This window comes from Micromonospora sp. NPDC127501, from assembly GCF_040302185.1.
In the GTDB taxonomy this organism is placed as follows: domain Bacteria; phylum Actinomycetota; class Actinomycetes; order Mycobacteriales; family Micromonosporaceae; genus Micromonospora.
On the sequence record NZ_JBEORJ010000004.1, the window covers coordinates 147,795 to 165,452 of the forward strand.

Genomic DNA, 17,658 nt, shown 5'->3' on the forward strand with positions numbered 1-17,658 from the left:
ACACTACCGCCCGGACGGGGGCTCTGCGCACGGTACCGGACGATCCGGCTCCGGCAGCGCCAAGGGGCGGGTCCCGGTGCCGGAGGCGCACCTCCCACGGGCGCCCGAAGCCGCGCCCCCGGCACCGGAGACGGTGCCCGAGCGGCCCCCACCGCTGCCCTGGCGCCCGCCGGCCGGGCCGGCGTCGCCCGCTCCGAACGCCGGCCACTTCCCGGCAGCCGGCGGTGAGCAACCGGTGAGCGGTCCGCCACGCGGCAGTGCCACGGTCCCGGTCAGCCCTGCGCCGGTCAGCCCGTCGTTCGGTCCCGGACCGACCGCCCCCGGCGGGGTGCCCCCGGTGGGCCCGCCGATCTCCGCGTTGCCGGCACCCGCCGACGCCGCGCCCGCGCCCGTACCCGCCGCGCCGCGCCGCCGGAGGCGGCTGCCGATGGTGCTGGCCGCCGTGCTCCTGCTGGTGCTCGCCAGCGTCGGAGTCGTGATCACCCGTCCCGGCCCGGTCGCCGGGTGGCTGGGCGACGACGCCGGCGCCGGGCCGAACGCGGTCGGCGCGACTCCGGAACCCGCTCCGTCGGACGTGCTGGGCGGGCCGGATTCGAACGCCCCGGTGCCCACCCCGGACGGGGTTCGGGCCGCGCTCGATCCACTGGTCGGCGTCGCCGCCCTCGGCGACCGGGTGAACGTCTCGGTCGCCGACGTGATCACCGGTCAGACGCTGTTCGCCAAGGGGGCGGACGACGGCACCGTGCCCGCCTCGGTGACGAAGCTGGCGACCGCGGTGACCGTGCTGGCGGCCCGGGGGCCCGGCTATCGGATTCCCACTCGTGCGGTTGCCGGCGCGAAGGCCGGCGAGGTGGTGATCGTCGGGGGCGGCGACCCGACCCTCGCGATCAACAAGAAGGGCTACTACCCGGGTGCGGCGCGCCTCGACGACCTGGCCGCCCAGGTGCGTACCGCGCTCGGCGGCACGCCCCCGACCAGTGTCACCGTCGATGGTTCGGTCTACTCCGGGCCGGTCTACGGCCCCGGCTGGGACGACGACATCCCCACCGGCGGCTCGGGCGGCGCGGTGACCGCGTTGATGACCGACGGCGCGCGTACCGACCCGGGCGTCGAGCACGGGTCCGCCCCGCGGTTCGCCGAGCCGGACCTGGCCGCCGGCAAAGCGTTCGCCCGGTTGCTCGGGGTGCCGACCGACACCGTGAAGCGGGGCGCGGCACCGCCTCAGGCGGCGGCCGGTGCCAGCCCGGCGCCGGGTACCGAACTGGGCGTGGTGCAGTCTCCGCCGCTGATCCGGCTGGTCGACGTCATGATCAGCGAGAGCGACAACCTGGTGGCCGAGGCGCTCGCCCGACAGGTCGCGTTGGCCCGCGGCCAGCCCGCCTCGTTCGACGGCGGCGCCGCCGCCATGGACGCAGAGGTGGCGGAACTGGGCCTGCCCGCCGACGAGATCAGCGTCTCCGACGGCAGCGGGCTGTCCCGGCTCAACCGGATCAGCCCGTCGCTGCTGACCGATCTGGTCCGCTTGGCCGCCAGTCCGGATCATCCGGAGCTGGCCGGCGTCTTCGGTGGTCTGCCGGTGGGCGGTTGGTCCGGGACGCTGAACGAGCGCTACCGCAACACCGCGGGCACCGCCGCGGGCGCGGGCAGCGTCCGGGCCAAGACCGGCACCCTGACCGGTGTGCACTCCATCGCGGGCCTGGTCACCACCGCCGACGGTCGGCTGTTGACCTTCGCGGTGCTCACCGACAAGGTGCCGGGAGACCGGGACACCGCCCAGCCGGCACTGGACCGGATCGCCGCCGCGCTGGCCGGTTGCGGCTGCGGCTGACCGTCGCCGGTTCGGGGGGCGACGCGGTCGCCATCGGCGTCGATCGAGGGCGCGAGCCCGGGCCGGGGTGTCGCGGCGCGGGTACGGTGGGTTCATGGCGCAGTTCGTGGACTGGGATCTGGCCGCCGCCACGGCGGGGGCGTTGAGCAAGTCTGGCCCCCGCGTGTCGTACGCGGAAGCCACCGACGTGGTCGGCGACCTGCGTCGGCTGACCGACGAGGCGGCCGGGCACGTGGCCGACTACACGGGGTTGCGGGCGCAGGTGTCGCATCCGCCGGTCCGGGTGGTCGATCGCCGCGACTGGGCCGCGACCAACATCGCCGGTCTCCGCGAGGTGATCACTCCGCTGGTGAGTCGGCTCTCCGGCGACAAGCAACCGGGCGCGCTGACCGAGGCGATCGGGTCCCGGCTGACCGGGGTGCAGGCCGGCACGGTGCTGGCCTACCTCTCCGGCCGGGTGCTCGGCCAGTACGAGGTCTTCTCGGCTGACCCGGGCCAACTGCTGCTGGTCGCACCGAACATCGTCGAGGTGGAGCGCAAGCTCGGCGCCGACCCCCGGGATTTCCGGCTCTGGGTGTGTCTGCACGAGGTCACCCACCGCACCCAGTTCACGGCCGTGCCGTGGATGCGGGCCTACTTCCTCAGCGAGGTGCAGGCGTTCGTCGACGCCTCGTCCAGCGGCAGTGAGCACCTTGTCGAGCGGTTGCGGCGCGGAGTGGCCACGTTGTCCGACGCGGTCCGCGATCCGGACAGCCGCACCAGCGTGCTGGACATCGTGCAGACCCCGGCACAGCGGGCCGTACTGGACCGGCTCACCGCGTTGATGACCCTGCTGGAGGGGCACGCCGAGTTCGTGATGGACGGCGTCGGCCCGCAGGTGATCCCGAGCGTGGAGCGGATCCGGGCGTCGTTCAACCGACGCCGGGAGGCGGGCAACCCGCTGGAGAAGGCGATCCGCCGACTGCTCGGGGTGGACGTCAAGATGCGCCAGTACGCCGAGGGGCGCAAGTTCGTGCACGGGGTGGTGGAACGCGTCGGCATGGACGGCTTCAACTCGATCTTCAACTCGCCGCTGACCCTGCCTCGACTGTCGGAGTTGGGTGACCCGGACGCCTGGGTCGCCCGGGTGCACGGCCCGGCCGGCACCATTCCGGCCGCTGGCTGACCACCCGCCGGTGGCCGCGCTCGCTCCGCCGGTGGCCGCGATCCGGGTGGCGGTCCGCCGCGCCCTGACCGGTCTGCCGTCCGGTGGTCCGGTGCTGGTCGCCTGCTCCGGTGGTGCCGACTCGCTCGCGCTCGCGGCGGCCACCCTCTTCGTGGCGCCGAGGCTGGGCCGCGCCGCGGCGCTCGTGACCATCGACCACGGCTTGCAGGACGGCTCCGCGGAGCGCGCCGAGGCGGTGGCCGCCTGGGGGCGAGGGGTCGGTTTCGCGTCGGCGACGGTGGTCCGGGTGGAAGTGGCCGGGCGTCCCGGTGGGCCGGAGGCGGCCGCCCGCGAGGCCCGCTACCAGGCGCTGACCGAGGCGGCCCGGCAGCAGAGCGCCGTCGCGGTGCTCACCGGGCACACCCGTGACGACCAGGCGGAGACGGTGCTGCTCGCGCTCGCCCGGGGTGCCGGCCCACGAGGGCTGGCCGGAATGCCCGCCCGGCGCGATCTGGGCGGGGTGCCACTGCTGCGCCCGCTGCTGGAGATCAGTCGAGAGCAGACGCGCGCCGCCTGCGCCGTCCTCGGGCTGAGCCCGTGGCAGGACCCGCACAACAGCGACCCGTCGTACGCCCGGTCGAGGGTGCGGGGCGACCTGTTGCCGGCGCTGGTGCGGGCGCTCGGGCCGGGCGTGGTGGACAACCTGGCGCGGACCGCCCGGCTGGTGGCCGCCGACAACGCCGCGCTCGACCAGTTGGCGGGGACGGCACTGGCGGCGGCCCGGTGCCCCGACGGAGGGCTGTCCGTGCCGGCGCTGCTGGGCCTGGTTCCCGCCGTACGCGGCCGGGTGCTGCACTCCTGGGCCCGCGAGTCGGGTGCGCTGCCCGGTGCCCTGTCGCACCGGCACGTCGCCGCCCTGGACGCCCTGGTGACCGATTGGCACGGTCAGGGCCCGGCCGATCTGCCCGGCGGTGTCCGGGTGTTTCGCCGCGACGGCCGGCTGGCGTCGGTGCGCCCCGCCTGACCGGCCGGCCGGTCTCAGCCGCTGTGCGCCCGGTCCCGGAAGGTGGTCCGGTAGCTGTGCGGGGTGGCGCCGACCCGGCGACTGAAGTGGTGACGCAACGCGGCCGCGTCGCCGAAGCCGGACTGGTCGGCCACCGCCTCCACGCTCAACGGGGTCTCCTCCAGCAGCCGCCGGGCGAGCAGCACCCGCTGGTTGGTGAGCCAGTCGTGCGGGGTGGTGCCGGTCTCGGCGCGGAACCGGCGGGCGAACGTGCGGGGCGCCATGCCGGCGCGGGCGGCCAACTCCTCCACGGTGATCGTCCGGTCCAGGTGGCCCATCAGCCACTCCAGCACCGGTTCGAGGGTGGGTGCCTCGGGCGCCTTCGGGATGGGCGCCTCGACGTACTGGGACTGGCCGCCGTCGCGGTGCGGCGGGACCACCATCCGCCGGGCCAGCCGGGTCGCGGTGGCCGAACCGTGCTCCTGGCGGATCAGGTGCAGGCACGCGTCGATGCCGGCCGCCGTGCCGGCGCTGGTGAGCAACCGGCCGTCCTGGACGTAGAGCGAGTTGCACCGCACCCGGGCGCGCGGGTGCCGGCGTTGCAGCTCGTCCACGTACCGCCAGTGGGTCGTGCACTCGCGGTCGTCGAGCAGCCCGGCCTCGCCGAGCAGGAAGGCTCCGGAGCAGACGCTGAACAGGTGCGCGCCGCGGGCGTCGGCCCGGCGGAGCGCGTCGAGCACCGGGGCGGGGACGGTGGTGCCCTGGCTGTGCGCGGGGATGGCCACCAGGTCGGCCTCGTCGACCGGGCCGAGGTCGGCGTGGGGGGTGAGGTGGAAGCCGGACGAGGTACGCACGGGCGCGCCGTCGGGGCTGCACACCTGGAAGCGGTAGGCGGGGAAACCGTCGGCTGTCCGGTCGGTGCCGAACACCTCGGCGAGCACGCCGAGCTCGAAGGGAGCGACCTGGTCGAGGGCGAGAACGGCAACGGACCGCAGCATGTGACGAGGGTAACCCGACAGGTGGCAGTAAATCGATGACCAATGGCATCCCTGCCACTGTCCGGTCGCTTCGTGAGGTCGCAGACTGGTCTCAGTCCGGTGCGCACCGGCGGCGAAACCCACAGCAATCATGCGAAAGCGAGCGCCGCCATGGAGTTCCTGTTCATCCTCCTGTTCCTCGTCCTCCTCGCCGCCGCCTCGGCGGCCGGCCTCACCGCCGACAGCCACGATTCGGCCGACTGGAAGCCGAGCGACGATGGCCGCCGCTGGCGGTCACGTACCAACTGATGTGATTAGCGTTATTTGCGCAGAAAATCCTCGGCGGGACCGCGCCAAAAGGTGCGGCCCCGCCGACGGAGGCCATCCGACGTACGGCAGGCTAGGAGTCATGGCTGACGGCTCCTGGTACGACGCCGACATCGACCACGTGATCATCTCCGAGGCGCAGATCCGCGAGAAGACGGCGGAGCTGGCCAAGCAGGTTTCCGCCGACTACGCCCACGTGGGCGACGGGCTGCTGCTGGTGTGCGTTCTCAAGGGCGCGGTGATGTTCATGGCGGACTTCGCCCGGGCGCTGGGCCGCAACGGCCCGCCGGCGGAGCTCGACTTCATGGCCATCTCGTCCTACGGCCAGGGCACCACCTCCTCCGGGGTGGTCCGCATCCTCAAGGATCTGGACCGGGACATCGCCGGTCGGCACGTGGTCGTCGTCGAGGACATCGTCGACTCCGGGCTCACGCTCTCCTGGCTGCTGCGCTACCTCGAGTCGCGCTCGGCGGCGAGCGTCGAGGTGGTCGCCCTGTTCCGCAAGCCGGACGCGGTGAAGGTGCCGGTCCCGGTGAAGTACGTCGGCTTCGACATCCCCACCGAGTTCGTGGTCGGGTACGGTCTCGACTTCGCTGAGCGCTACCGGGAGCTGCCGTACGTCGGTGTGCTCAAGCCCGAGGTCTACGCCCGCTCCTGACGCCGGGCCCGACCCGTCGCGACGGACCGGCGGTCGACATGAGCCCGACTTGTATCGGCATCCATCAAGCCGACGTTCAGCGCGCTCTCAGCTGATGCGGTTACCGTGTAGCACGGTGGCCCGGAGGTTTCTCCGCGCTCGACCCTCTCGATCGCGTGACCGGGCGCTCGGGTGGCCGAGCCGGACTCCCCGCCACGCCGGCTTCCACCCGGACTCGCCGTACCTTGGCTGCGGGGCTGGTGGGCCTGCCCACGGTGCGTGTCGTCAATGTCGAAGGCGCGCAGAGTGCGGGGGCTCGCAGGTTCGCAGCTGGCGTACACGGTCTTTTGATGGTGCACGACTGCGGGGCTCGCAAGCTCACTCCTCGCGTACACGGTGTACCGTCGAATGACCGCGGCGCGGCAGTTTTCGCGCCTCGGGGTCGAGGCCGGCCCGCACGGCGGCTCCGGCCGCCGCTCAACGCGGCGACACCATCAGACGGTCAGGACGTCGATCAGGAGGATGCGGGCGCCCCGGCGCTCGACAACAGTATGGAACGTACGCGTTTCTTCCGCCGACCGGTGGTCTGGATCATCCTGGTCATCCTCGGCGCCGTTGTGCTCAGTCAGCTGTTCACCAGTGGTCCCAGCTACCACCGCGTGGACACTTCCGTTGCGCTCGATCAACTGCACACCGCCAAGATCAACAAGGTGGTCTTCCAGGACAAGGAGCAGACGCTCCAGCTGGACCTGGCCCAGAAGACCAAGTTCGGCAAGACCGAGACCAACAAGATCGAGGCCCAGTTCCCGTACCAGGCTGGCGACCAGATCTGGAACGAGGTGCTGGACGCCAAGGCGAACAACCGGGTCACCGGCCCGGCCGACGCCAAGGTCTCCTCTGACAGCATCTGGGTGAGCCTGCTGGTCAACCTGCTGCCGATCGCGCTGCTCGTGCTCCTGCTGCTGTTCTTCATGTCGCAGATGCAGGGCGGCGGCTCCCGGGTGCTCAACTTCGGCAAGTCCAAGGCCAAGATGATCACCAAGGACACTCCGAAGACGACCTTCGCGGACGTCGCGGGTGCCGAGGAGGCCGTCGAAGAGCTGTACGAGATCAAGGACTTCCTGCAGAACCCGGCCAAGTACCAGGCCCTGGGCGCCAAGATCCCGAAGGGCGTGCTGCTGTTCGGCCCGCCCGGCACCGGCAAGACGCTGCTGGCCCGCGCGGTCGCCGGCGAGGCCGGGGTGCCCTTCTACTCCATCTCCGGCTCCGACTTCGTGGAGATGTTCGTCGGCGTCGGCGCCAGCCGGGTCCGTGACCTGTTCGAGCAGGCCAAGACAAACGCCCCGGCGATCGTCTTCGTCGACGAGATCGACGCCGTCGGCCGGCACCGTGGCGCCGGCATGGGCGGCGGCCACGACGAGCGGGAGCAGACGCTCAACCAGCTGCTCGTCGAGATGGACGGCTTCGACACCAAGGGCGGGGTCATCCTGATCGCGGCCACCAACCGGCCGGACATCCTCGACCCGGCGCTGCTGCGCCCGGGCCGGTTCGACCGGCAGATCCCGGTGGACGCCCCCGACATGGAGGGCCGCAAGGCCATCCTGCGGGTGCACGCCAAGGGCAAGCCGTTCACGCCGGACGTCGACCTCGACGCCGTGGCCCGTCGTACGCCGGGCTTCAGCGGCGCCGACCTGGCCAACGTGATCAACGAGTCGGCCCTGCTCACCGCTCGCAAGGAGCAGCGGGCGATCACCAACGACTCGCTGGAAGAGTCGATCGACCGGGTGGTCGCCGGTCCGCAGCGGCGGACCCGGGTGATGAGCGACCAGGAAAAGAAGATCACCGCGTACCACGAGGGTGGTCACGCTCTGGTCGCCTGGGCGCTGCCGCACGCCGCGCCGGTGCACAAGGTGACGATCCTGTCCCGTGGCCGCTCGTTGGGTCACACCCTGGTGCTCCCCACCGAAGACAAGTACACCCAGACCCGCGCCGAAATGATCGACACCCTGGCGTACGCGCTGGGCGGTCGCGCCGCCGAGGAACTGGTCTTCCACGAGCCGACCACCGGCGCCGGCAACGACATCGAGAAGGCCACCCAACTGGCCCGCGCGATGATCACCCAGTACGGCATGAGCTCCAAGCTCGGCGCGATCAAGTACGGCACCAGCGGGGACGAGCCGTTCCTCGGCCGCAACATGGGCCACGAGCGGGACTACTCGGACTCGGTCGCCGCCGAGATCGACGGCGAGATGCGGGCACTGGTCGAGCTGGCGCACGACGAGGCCTGGGAGATCCTGGTGGAATACCGGGACGTCCTGGACAACATCGTGCTGGAGCTGATGGAGAAGGAGACCCTCTCCACGGCCGACATGGCGCGGATCTGCTCCCGGGTGGTCAAGCGCCCGCCGCTGGCGCCGTACAACGGCTTCGGCAAGCGTCAGCCCTCCACCGAGCCGCCCGTGCTCACTCCTGCGGAGAAGGACAAGCTCAAGGCGCAGGCCCAGGCCGACGGCGCGCAGGCGTCGGTCGGCGGCGTGGCGCCGTCCAACAACTCGGACGGCACGCACTGAGCAACGACCCGACGGCCAGCTCCCCACACCGGGAGCTGGCCGTCTCCGCGACCGAACCCGACGGCGACGACGAGCTGGACTACGTGGCCGCGCGGCTGATCAGCGGCAAACTGACCGGCCGCCCCGTCGAGGACGCGGTCGACCTCGGCCGGATCGAGAAGGCCGTCCGCGAGATCCTGATCGCGGTCGGCGAGGACCCGGACCGCGACGGACTCCAACAGACTCCGGCCCGGGTCGCCCGTGCGTACGCCGAACTCTTCGCCGGCCTGCGGGTCGACCCGGCCCAGGTGCTCAGCACCACCTTCGAGGCCAACCACGAAGAGCTGGTCATCGTCCGGGACATCGACGTGATGAGCCTCTGTGAACACCACCTGCTGCCCTTCCGGGGCAGCGCGCACATCGGCTACATCCCGGGCCCCGACGGGCGGATCACCGGCCTGTCCAAGTTGGCCCGACTCGTCGAGGTCTTCGCCCGTCGTCCGCAGGTACAGGAACGGCTCACGTCGCAGGTCGCCGACCTGCTGATGAGCAAGCTCGCACCACGCGGCGTCGTCGTCGTGCTCGAATGCGAACACATGTGCATGGCGATGCGTGGCATCCAGAAGTCCGGTGCCAAGACCATCACGTCGGCCGTACGCGGAATCCTGCAGTCGGACTCCAAGTCGCGGGCCGAGGCGATGGCGCTGATCATCCCCCGCTGACACCCCGACGCACCACGGCCGGCCGACACCCATCCGGGACGGCCGGCCGTTGCGTTTGCCCCACCCGCCCGGCAGTGTTCCGGCCGGGCGGCTTTTCGGCCCGGCAGGTCAGCCAGCGAGCAGCGCCAACAGCAGGCCGGCCGTGACCAGCACTGCCGGCACCAGGCACACCAACGCGCCGAAACGCACCGTACGGTCCAGACGCTCGGTGGGGCTGACCCGGAACAACCGGCCAATGCCGATCCAACCGGCGACGAACGCGACCGCCGGCATCGGCAGCCCGCAGATCAACGCCGCCACGGTGGCCGGTCCCACGCCCGTCGCCGCCAGAACCGCGATCTGGATCAGCGGCACCAGCAGCGCGAACGGCCCGTACACCAGGAGGTTGCGCGTCCGCGCGGGCCAGGACCCCGGCCGGAACCGACGGCGCGCGGCCAGCGCCGCGTCCGCCGCCTCGGCCCAACCACGCGCGGCCCGCAGCGCCGCCAACACGGCCGCCGGGCCACCCGCCATCGACCGGGCCGCCTCGGTCAGCTCCGGCGGCGACGGCACCAGGGAGATCGCCGGTACGCCCAACTCGCGCAGCCGTTCCTGCTGACTCGCCAGCCCGGTACGGACCACCGTCAACTCCTCCCGGGCGGCCTCCGCCGACCGGGCCTGCTCACCGGCGGCGGCAGCCGCGCCCCGGCGTACCCCGTCGAGCTGGCGGGCGGCCGCAAGATACTCCGTCCAGGCCGTGCCGGGCTCGACCGCCCGCGGCGTGGCGTCCCCGGTCGCCGCAGCTGCCCGCTGCCGCCCCGGCCCGGTCACCGTCGCGATCGAACCCACGTCGACACCCTCCACGCGCGCCACCCGCTCAGCCGGCCTCGTCGGCGAATGGCACCAGGACGGTGCCCCGCTCGTCCGGGCCGTCCCAGAGCACCGCCCGGTCGGGGCGCACCTGCCACTCGACCGGCCGACCGAAGACCGCCGTGAGCTGCGCGACCGGCACGTCCAGCACGGCCACCGCCGCCAGCTTGTCGACGTCGCCCGCCGGCTCGAACAACGCGGCGAACGGCGGCACCGCACGCCACCAGCCCAGCAGATGCCGCCCCGCCGGCGGTCCGTCCCGTAGGAGCGACCGAAGCCGGTCCACCGGCAGCTCCCGAGGACCCGGCCGGTCCAGCCCGAAGACCACCAGATACGTCGGCAGGTCGTCGACCGCGTCCGCGAGCAGCGTCGACAGATCCACCAACTCGGCCGAATGCCGGGTCGCCAAATCGGCCGTCAACGCCTCCGCCAGGGCCCGGGCGCCCGGATCCGGTGCCGCCACCAGGAAGCGGGCACTGCCCGGTGCGTGGTGAGCCGACGTGCTCCGCGCGGCCGTCGCCAACAGCCCGCCCGCCGCGGTGCCCGACCCCAACACCGCGAGATTGCGCCCGGCCGCCGGACCCAGCGGCACAGCGACCGTCGAGCGGGCCACATCCACCGCCCGGCCCAGCAGAGCGGCCGGTCCGTGTGCCTGTCCCGCCAGGGCCGCCCGATGACGCGGATCGTTGCCCAGCAGCGGCCGGGCGTAACCCGCGAAGACCACCGGCGGCACCGACCCGGCCGGACGGGCCGCCCACAACTCGTGCCGCAGCTTCTCCACGACCTCCGGATGATCCTGCGGGTCCGGGTGACGGATCAACCGTTCGTGACCCCGGATCGCACCCCGTGGGCCGCCGAGCCCGCCGGCCGTGTTCACCACCGCGCTGCCCACCGGCAGACCGGCCGCCGAGTCGTTCGTCGGCTCCAACACCGGACTGCCACCCGGCAGCGCCACCCGTACCGGAAACTGCCCGAGCACCGAATCCCGATGACCAGCATCCGCGCGCGCACTCAGCCCCAACTCGCCCGCGCCCGCCAGGACCAGGTGCACGCCGTACGCCCGACCCGCCCGGGCCAGCCCGTCCAACCGGGCGGCCACCTCGGCGGCCAGCCGATCCCGCTCGGCGAAGAGCAGCGGCACATTGTCCACCACACAGACGATCCGCGGCAGCGGCTGGTGCTGACGCAGCTCCGCGAAGCGTTGCCCTCCGGCCCGAGCGCCCGCCTCCGTGCGGCGCTGGACCTCGGCCGTCAACTCGTCCAGCAGATCCCGGACGTACTCCCGGTCGGCGGCCATCGCCGCCGCACGCACCTGCGGAACCCACGACCGGTCCCGCTCGGTCTGCAAGAACTCCACGAAGGACTCGCCGTCGCCGAGATCCGCCAGGTAGAACACCAGGTCGTCCGGGCCGTACCGAGCGGCCAGGCCGAGCAGCGCGGTGGTCAGGAACGCCGCCCGACCGGCTGCGGACCGGCCACTCACCAGCCAGTGCGGGGTCAACTCGGTGAAGCCCAGCGGCACCGACCGGCCCCCGGCATCGCCGACGGTCGTGGTCAACCCCTCGGCCGAGTCCGATTCCCACAGTCGCTCGCCCGTCGGCGGGAGCAGAGCACCCAACGCCAACCGGGAACCTGCCTCCACCTGCTCGGCGAGCCGCCGACAGACCGCGTCGACCAGCTCGGCCGGCGGGTCCGACTCGACGAAGACCGGCGAGTTCAGACCGCCCGGGGCATCGGCGCCCGGCCCGGCGAACGACGCCCCCGGCGGATCGCCGAGCAGCGCGTACGCATTCCGCAGCACCAGCGAAGTGGTGTGCGGCAGCGGTGCCCGGGCCGAGTACGGGCCGGCGGGCGGCCAACCCGCCACCACCAGGTGCAGCCCAGCGGCCGGCCCCTGCTCGGCCAACGTCTCGATGCGCGCCAGATCGGTCGGGCCGGTCGACTCCGGTAGTGCGGCCACCACCAGCAACAGCGTCCGATCGTGACGGCGCCGCCCACTCGCTCCGGGCGTCACCCACTGCTCCGCCTCGGTCAGCACCGCGCGCAGACCCGCCACGTCCACCGCCGGGGGCGGCAACAGGCCAGCATCCGCGAGTGCCCCGAACGGCGTCAGCACCGCTCCGGTGGCATCCACCGCGCGAATCAGCAGGGCACCCCCCGGTGCCGCACCCAACAACCGCAGAAGTACGGCCCGGAGCAACCCCGCAACCCGCGGCTCCCGCGCGTCAGCGTCCACGCTGAGGTGACCGGTGCCGACAAGTGGCACCAACGCGGGGAAACGAGCGTCGTCCAACGGCGCCGCAGTACCGACCCGAACGAACGGCGGCGGACCATCACCGGCCGGCGAGTCCACGGTGAGCGAGTCCAGTGCCGCGCCCGACCAACCCGGCGCCAGTAGGGCCGCAGCCGTCCGTAACCGGTCGGCCACCTCGTACTGGCGGCGCTGATCGGCCGGAGCCGGCCGCGTCTCGTCCAGGATCCCGGCCGCCGCGGTCGCGACGGCCGCCGCCCGACGGTGCAGGGCTGCGGCGCGGTTCGTGCGAGCCTTCGGACCGGCCACCGCGTCCACCCCCTCTACCCGAGGTTGGCAACCCCTCCCCAAGCAGAGACGGTATCCCAGCCGACGGTCCTCCTCCGGGAGGTGCCTCGGCGCTGCGCCGGTGTTGTCGTGGATCTCACCGGTGGGGAGGGGTCCGTCACGATCCGCTGGATCTGAGGCATTGGCTCCGGGGCGTCCAGCCGATAACTTCAGGAGGTGGAATCAGTGCAGCCCCCCGCCGGTTCCCAGGTCTCCCGCGTACCGGCCCAGCGCACACCGTCGGAGCAGCTGCCGCCCGCCCCGGCAACGCCGGCACCGCAGCCGCCCCGCCGCCGGATGCGGACGGTGCTCACGGTCGTCGCCGGCGTGCTCGCCCTGCTCTGCCTCGGCGGAGTCGCCACGGCCTTGATTTGGTACAACCGCGCCTCGACGCCCGACCGCAGTGCGCCTGATGTGGTGGTGGACAACTATCTGCGCGCGTTCCTCGTGGATCGCAATGACGTAAGAGCAGACCTCTTCACCTGCGAGAGCGGGTCGCAGTTGGAGGCGTTACGCACTCTGCGGACTGATCTGCTCGAGCGGGAGCAGCGCTTCGGAACCACGATAACTGTTAGTTGGGGGCCCTTGGCCGTGCAGAAGCAGGGCGAGGTAGCTGCCGTCGAGGTCACTTTGATCATCTCGGCTCGAATCGACGGAATCAACCAGAGCGACCGTCAGCCCTGGCAGTTCGACACGCGGTTAGCGGACGGTTGGCAAGTGTGTGCCGGTACGCGAGCTGACTGACTCACTCAATCCACAGAAGGTGAACCGGAACCTCCAGGGTGGTGGGTGACTGGCCGCGCCAGGCCCAGCGGTACCACTCCACCTCGGGTGTGATGCGCACGCAGATGTCCCCTTCGGCGCCCGAGTAGGTCTCGGTGACCGCTCGAAGGTCACGGTGCTCCAGGCCGCCCTCGATGTGCACCACCCGCCGACCGGTGACCGCGTCCGCTTCGAAGACCGGTGTGGGGGTTCGGTGTGCCGGGCCGTCCAGCGAGACCAACCGGATGCCCGTGTCCCGGGTGCCGTCCATCCCCGGTCGGCTGCCGACGGTCTCCACCCAGACCCGCTCCACCGGCACCAACGGCGCGAACACCTCGACCTGGTCGGCTTCCGCCCGGTACCACTCGTGCTCGGGGATCACCGGCACGTAGGTCCGGGCGCTCTGCACCACCCGGTCGTCCGCGCGCAGGTCCCCGCGCCAACCCATCCCGGGCAGCCCGACCAGCACCCGTCGACCGCGTAGCTCGACCCGCTCCGTCGCGGGGACGATGGTCAGCGGTCTCGGCGGCTGCGGTGCCCAGTCCGGCTGGTCAGCGAATGGGTCAGGTAACGGTCCGGTCATACCCGTGGTGGCCTCACTCGGCGGCGCGCAGCGGGGCACCCCGCTCGCGCATGAACGGGACCGGATTCACCGCGCCTGACGCGTTGCGGTTGTTGCGCAGGTGCACCTCGAAATGCAGGTGCGGGCCGGAGGAGTTACCACTGCTGCCGACCTTGCCGATCACCTGACCAGCCGTCACAGTCTGATCTTTCCTGACGAAGGGCTGAACCACCATGTGGCAGTACCGGGTGATGTAACCACCGGCATGCAGCAGGTCGACGAACCAGCCACAGCCCCCCTTGCCGGGGAATCCGTCCACGTTGCAGTCCTGTCGGCCGCGGTGGTCCTCGTCGCAGGTCGAGACCAGCACTCGACCGGTCGCTGCCGCGCGGATCTCGGTGCCCTTGGCCGCGCCGATGTCGACACCGTTGTGGCTGGGTCGGCTGGCGGTGCGGAAACCGGAGCCGACACCGCCGGGGATCGGCGCGGTCCAACCGGAAGCCGCGATCTGGCCGCGCTCGGCCGCGTTGCACACCGCCTTGCCGTTGATCTCGACGGTGCGGGCCGCGCCGCCGGCCAGCGCATCCACGATGCGGCTGGCTACCTCTTCGTGTTTGGCGTACGCGTCCGGATATGCGCTGACCTGCACCCGCTGCGCGACCACGGTCAGCGGTCGGCGTTGCCAACTCTCCACCTTGACGAGCTTCTCGTAGAACTTGCGGGCCGCGTATGCGGGGTTCAACCGCTCGGCGACAGTGCCCCACCCCGGCCGCTGCTGAAACAGGCCCAGCGAATCGTGGTCCGCGCCAACTCCCTCGTGCGGCAGGGCCAGGGACGCAGGTACCCCGCTGTTGGCCAGGTTGCGTAGGGCGGACTCCTGCATCGCGGTGGCGAGGGCGATCACCCAGCCCCGAGACGGCACGCCCATGTCCTGGCCGACCTTGATGATGATCGCGGCATTTCGGATTTGGGTGTCGCCGTACTCGGTGAACCGCGGCAGCTTGCCCGCGATGTTCACCGCTCGGACCGGCCCGCACTCCATGCGCGCCAAGGCATCCACGTCCTCGGCGTCGTCGCCTCCGAGCCCGGTGAGGAAGAACGCCGCGGTGCCGCCGGTGCAGCAGAGCAGAAGCAGCATCCCGGTGAGCACCGCGGCAACCACACCGAGCCGGAGAGGCCCCCGGCGGGTTCCGGCGTTACCAACGTCGTTCATGGCCGCTCCCAGTCCAGAACGTCGACCAGCCAACCATCCTCGGAGGTGACCAGCTCCAACCGGAGCCCGCCGGCATCAAGGGGGAGTAGCAACTCGACGAACGTCTCGGTCCGCTCTCGCATGGCTGGAGGGCCGGTGATCTTCTCGGCCGGTACGCTCTCGGGCTCGGCGCCGGTCAACTTCTCCCTGAGTGCTGGCGTGGAGAGTGGCCGCAGGCCAGCCTGCCACTCTTCGGTGGTCATCCCGGGACGGCCGAGCCAGGCCTTGGCGAAGCGGTCGGCGGTCTGTTCGGGCGTGCGGGCGCCGGGCGACGTGACGGGTGACGGCGGGGCTGCGCTGTTGAGTAGGCCGTCGTCGCCGGCCGTCGGGTCCACGGTGATGATCGGCCCATCCGGACGGCTACTCAACCCGTCGGCTGGATCGACCGGGTTGGAGATCAGCCGGGTCGCCCCGAGCACGCCGATAACCACCACCCCGATCGCCAACGCAATGCCCAGCCGGGACCGCAGCGCCCGAGTGAAGAGGAATTCCAACGCCCGTCGCACGACCGTCACCTCGCCTCTGAGCGCACCCGAGGTCCGGTGCGATCCGGTACACGCTCGGTGGAGCCCGGGCGGTAGACCACGAACGACGGGTTCTCAGCCGGAACATCCGGCTCGGTCCAGGTCGCTGGCTGTCGGCGTCGGGGCTGCGGGGCGGTTGGGCGGCTCCGCCCTGCGCCCTCCTCCGCCGGCGCCTCTTCGGGCCGCTCTCGACCATCGGGGCGAACCGCGTCTGCGCGCCGGCCCTCGGCCGCAGCTGTCAGCACCGGAGCCGGGTCCTCCCGCCGCGCCTCCGGGCGTAGCCGGGTCTGCGTTGCGTCGGGCGACCGTCGACGTCCGCCCACCGGCTCGGCGGTGCCACCCGGCTCGGCTACGTCCAGCCGCGCGGCGGTTCGCATGTCGCGGAAGAACCGGCGATGCCAGGACCCGGCCGAACTGACCGCTTCGCTGCTGTCCTTGCCGCCAAGTTGCGTGATCCGCCGATACGGGCGCAGCAGCAGCCATCCGACCACCCCGCAGAGCCAGACCAGCACCACCTGAAGCCAACCCGGTAGGGCAGGGGTACTCATGATCAGGTCGACGGCGAACAGGTAGATGGCTGCCCCGGTGCCGAAGATGGCGATGTTGAACACCGCAGCGACCACGGCGTTCGCCAACCGCCGCAGACCGGCGCTGGCCGGCCGCAGTAGACCGATGGTGCCCAAGATGGGTGCGGCGATCACCGCCCACCGGAAGATCAGGAAGCCCAGCAGGACCAGCACCGACGCGGTCAGGTCGAACATCGCGAAGAGCACGGCCGCGAGTACGGCGATGAAACCAGAGCCAATTCGGTCCATGTCGCGGGCGCCCGTCAGAAACTCGTACGCCTCCGGATCTTCGGTCTCGATCTGCTCCGCGATCGTCATCCACTGCTGCTGCTTGGCCTTGATCGTCGCTCCCCGGGTGGCCGGGTTGGCGCGCAGCTTCTCGGCCTCCTCCCAGGAAAACGCCTTGGCGTCGTACAGGGCCGGGCCATACTTGCGCGCGGTCTCGCTATCCGCCGAACCGAGCACTCCACGCAGCCAGTTGCGATAGAGCATGGCTTCGGTGGCAGTGTCACTGGCCCGAACGGCGGGCGGTCTTTTATCCACACAAGCGTCTGGGTTGGGAACGGCGCAACGATCCGCCGGGGTATCCCGAGCTGCGGGGCCCACCGCATCGTGCACGACGCCGAGCGAGGTGATCAAGGTGCCGTCGGCGATGTTCGCCGACTTGACCGGCCAGGCAGCCAGCGCGGTGACCGCCACCATCACCAGTAACGCCCACCCGGCTGTCGTCATCGCATTGCTCATGTCCGACTGGCGGGAGCGCCAGAGGAGGTAGAGACCCACCACGCAGAGCGTGACGATTCCGAAGACGCTGAACACCTTCTGGTAGACGGCTTTGGTGGCCTTCTCCACCAGCGGGTCGGCCCAATTCCACATCGAGCGGGGATCCCAGGCTCGTTCCCGCAGAGCATTCGAGGCGCCCACGACCGCTGTGGCAATCATGAGCTCGCCGTTGGCGACGGTGGTGGTGAACTTGTAGTCGGGATGGAGGATGGCGGAGGCACATCCACCATCCACTCGATATGTGTTGAAGCTGTAACCGCCGTAGCCGTAGTCGCTGTAGATGCCCTTCGGCCCGGGCAGCTTGGACGAGTCGGGGCGGGAGGCGAACCAGCCAGCGAGGCCAGAATCCGGCGCGGACGGTACGGGCGGCTTCCGACACTCGATCTCCCCCTCACCGACCTGCTTCAGCTTCGCGACGCAGGCGCGGAAGTCGGCTTGCCATTCCGCGGTCGTGCAGAGGTCGGCGCGGGCCTGGGCGGTGGGCGGTGCGGCGGCTGCGGCCTCCGCACCGATCAGCGGCCAGGTGAGGGTGGCCCCGGCCAGTACGCCAAGGGCGAGCAGGAACGACACAGTCCTTGCCCAGGCCCTAGCCATG

General features: G+C 71.6%; 15 protein-coding genes. 8 read left to right on the forward strand and 7 right to left on the reverse strand.

Features of this window, described 5'->3' with window-relative positions; translation table 11 throughout:
* Positions 1-427: 427 nt before the first annotated feature.
* The 3 genes from dacB (at position 428) to tilS (ending at position 3,996) form a co-directional block, all read left to right on the forward strand.
* Complete coding sequence (gene dacB, locus ABTW72_RS10735; RefSeq protein WP_350857863.1) at positions 428-1,828, forward strand: D-alanyl-D-alanine carboxypeptidase/D-alanyl-D-alanine endopeptidase; 1,401 nt, start codon at positions 428-430, stop codon at positions 1,826-1,828.
* A gap of 94 nt (positions 1,829-1,922) precedes the next feature.
* Positions 1,923-2,993, forward strand: coding sequence for an Rv3626c family coenzyme F420 biosynthesis-associated protein (locus ABTW72_RS10740; protein ID WP_350857069.1), 1,071 nt, complete (start codon positions 1,923-1,925; stop codon positions 2,991-2,993).
* A 10-nt stretch (positions 2,994-3,003) separates the two neighbouring features.
* Complete coding sequence (gene tilS / locus ABTW72_RS10745; RefSeq protein WP_350857072.1) at positions 3,004-3,996, forward strand: tRNA lysidine(34) synthetase TilS; 993 nt, start codon at positions 3,004-3,006, stop codon at positions 3,994-3,996.
* 14 nt (positions 3,997-4,010) lie between these two features.
* Here the strand turns inward: tilS and ABTW72_RS10750 are convergent, their stop codons facing one another.
* Positions 4,011-4,973 carry a GlxA family transcriptional regulator gene (locus ABTW72_RS10750; protein WP_112641047.1) on the reverse strand — a complete coding sequence of 321 codons (963 nt, stop codon included), beginning with the start codon at positions 4,971-4,973 and terminating at the stop codon, positions 4,011-4,013.
* 99 nt (positions 4,974-5,072) lie between these two features.
* Here ABTW72_RS10750 and ABTW72_RS10755 point away from each other — a divergent pair, with 99 nt between their 5' ends.
* From ABTW72_RS10755 to folE, 4 genes are all read left to right on the forward strand, one after another.
* Positions 5,073-5,261 carry a hypothetical protein gene (locus ABTW72_RS10755; RefSeq protein WP_146755403.1) on the forward strand — a complete coding sequence of 63 codons (189 nt, stop codon included), beginning with the start codon at positions 5,073-5,075 and terminating at the stop codon, positions 5,259-5,261.
* A 100-nt stretch (positions 5,262-5,361) separates the two neighbouring features.
* Positions 5,362-5,937 (forward strand): hypoxanthine phosphoribosyltransferase, encoded by a 576-nt coding sequence (gene hpt / locus ABTW72_RS10760; RefSeq protein WP_112582849.1) that lies wholly within the window; start codon positions 5,362-5,364, stop codon positions 5,935-5,937.
* Between the two features lie 530 nt (positions 5,938-6,467).
* On the forward strand, positions 6,468-8,486 hold the full coding sequence (gene ftsH / locus ABTW72_RS10765; protein ID WP_124860881.1) for an ATP-dependent zinc metalloprotease FtsH: 2,019 nt from the start codon (positions 6,468-6,470) through the stop codon (positions 8,484-8,486).
* A 35-nt stretch (positions 8,487-8,521) separates the two neighbouring features.
* On the forward strand, positions 8,522-9,187 hold the full coding sequence (gene folE / locus ABTW72_RS10770) for a GTP cyclohydrolase I FolE (RefSeq protein ID WP_091403265.1): 666 nt from the start codon (positions 8,522-8,524) through the stop codon (positions 9,185-9,187).
* A gap of 108 nt (positions 9,188-9,295) precedes the next feature.
* On the opposite strand, the gene ABTW72_RS10775 is transcribed toward folE, so the two are convergent.
* Together ABTW72_RS10775 and ABTW72_RS10780 are read right to left on the reverse strand one after the other, a co-directional pair.
* The gene (locus ABTW72_RS10775; protein WP_502892183.1) at positions 9,296-10,015 is read right to left on the reverse strand and encodes a hypothetical protein; all 720 of its coding nucleotides are present in this window, start codon (positions 10,013-10,015) and stop codon (positions 9,296-9,298) included.
* A gap of 28 nt (positions 10,016-10,043) precedes the next feature.
* On the reverse strand, positions 10,044-12,605 hold the full coding sequence (locus ABTW72_RS10780; RefSeq protein WP_350857077.1) for an FtsK/SpoIIIE domain-containing protein: 2,562 nt from the start codon (positions 12,603-12,605) through the stop codon (positions 10,044-10,046).
* Positions 12,606-12,800: 195 nt separating this feature from the next.
* On the opposite strand from ABTW72_RS10780, the gene ABTW72_RS10785 reads away from it, so the two are divergent.
* A complete protein-coding gene (locus ABTW72_RS10785) occupies positions 12,801-13,358 on the forward strand; it encodes a hypothetical protein (RefSeq protein WP_350857866.1) in 558 nt (185 codons plus the stop codon).
* Position 13,359: 1 nt separating this feature from the next.
* Here the strand turns inward: ABTW72_RS10785 and ABTW72_RS10790 are convergent, their stop codons facing one another.
* Genes ABTW72_RS10790 through ABTW72_RS10805 form a run of 4 tightly spaced genes read right to left on the reverse strand, consistent with a single transcriptional unit; the run spans position 13,360 to position 17,657 of the window.
* A complete protein-coding gene (locus tag ABTW72_RS10790) occupies positions 13,360-13,959 on the reverse strand; it encodes a hypothetical protein (protein WP_350857080.1) in 600 nt (199 codons plus the stop codon).
* A gap of 13 nt (positions 13,960-13,972) precedes the next feature.
* Entirely contained in the window at positions 13,973-15,151 is a 1,179-nt protein-coding gene (locus ABTW72_RS10795) for a M23 family metallopeptidase (RefSeq protein ID WP_350857082.1), read from the reverse strand.
* Complete coding sequence (locus ABTW72_RS10800; protein WP_350857085.1) at positions 15,148-15,705, reverse strand: hypothetical protein; 558 nt, start codon at positions 15,703-15,705, stop codon at positions 15,148-15,150. The genes ABTW72_RS10795 and ABTW72_RS10800 overlap by 4 nt, the downstream gene beginning before the upstream one ends.
* Positions 15,702-17,657, reverse strand: a complete 1,956-nt coding sequence (locus tag ABTW72_RS10805) for an MFS transporter (RefSeq protein ID WP_350857087.1) — start codon at positions 17,655-17,657, stop codon at positions 15,702-15,704. Before ABTW72_RS10805 ends, ABTW72_RS10800 begins: the two co-directional genes overlap by 4 nt.
* Position 17,658 lies beyond the last annotated feature (1 nt).

What these genes read in the sequence shown, in the direction of transcription:
- dacB (WP_350857863.1), top strand. Translation starts at nt 428, where the DNA reads ATGGTGCTGGCCGCCGTGCTCCTGCTGGTGCTCGCCAGCGTCGGAGTC.
- ABTW72_RS10740 (WP_350857069.1), top strand. Translation starts at nt 1,923, where the DNA reads ATGGCGCAGTTCGTGGACTGGGATCTGGCCGCCGCCACGGCGGGGGCG.
- ABTW72_RS10750 (WP_112641047.1), bottom strand. Translation starts at nt 4,973, where the DNA reads ATGCTGCGGTCCGTTGCCGTTCTCGCCCTCGACCAGGTCGCTCCCTTC.
- hpt (WP_112582849.1), top strand. Translation starts at nt 5,362, where the DNA reads ATGGCTGACGGCTCCTGGTACGACGCCGACATCGACCACGTGATCATC.
- ftsH (WP_124860881.1), top strand. Translation starts at nt 6,468, where the DNA reads ATGGAACGTACGCGTTTCTTCCGCCGACCGGTGGTCTGGATCATCCTG.
- ABTW72_RS10790 (WP_350857080.1), bottom strand. Translation starts at nt 13,959, where the DNA reads ATGACCGGACCGTTACCTGACCCATTCGCTGACCAGCCGGACTGGGCA.
- ABTW72_RS10795 (WP_350857082.1), bottom strand. Translation starts at nt 15,151, where the DNA reads ATGAACGACGTTGGTAACGCCGGAACCCGCCGGGGGCCTCTCCGGCTC.
- ABTW72_RS10805 (WP_350857087.1), bottom strand. Translation starts at nt 17,657, where the DNA reads ATGGCTAGGGCCTGGGCAAGGACTGTGTCGTTCCTGCTCGCCCTTGGC.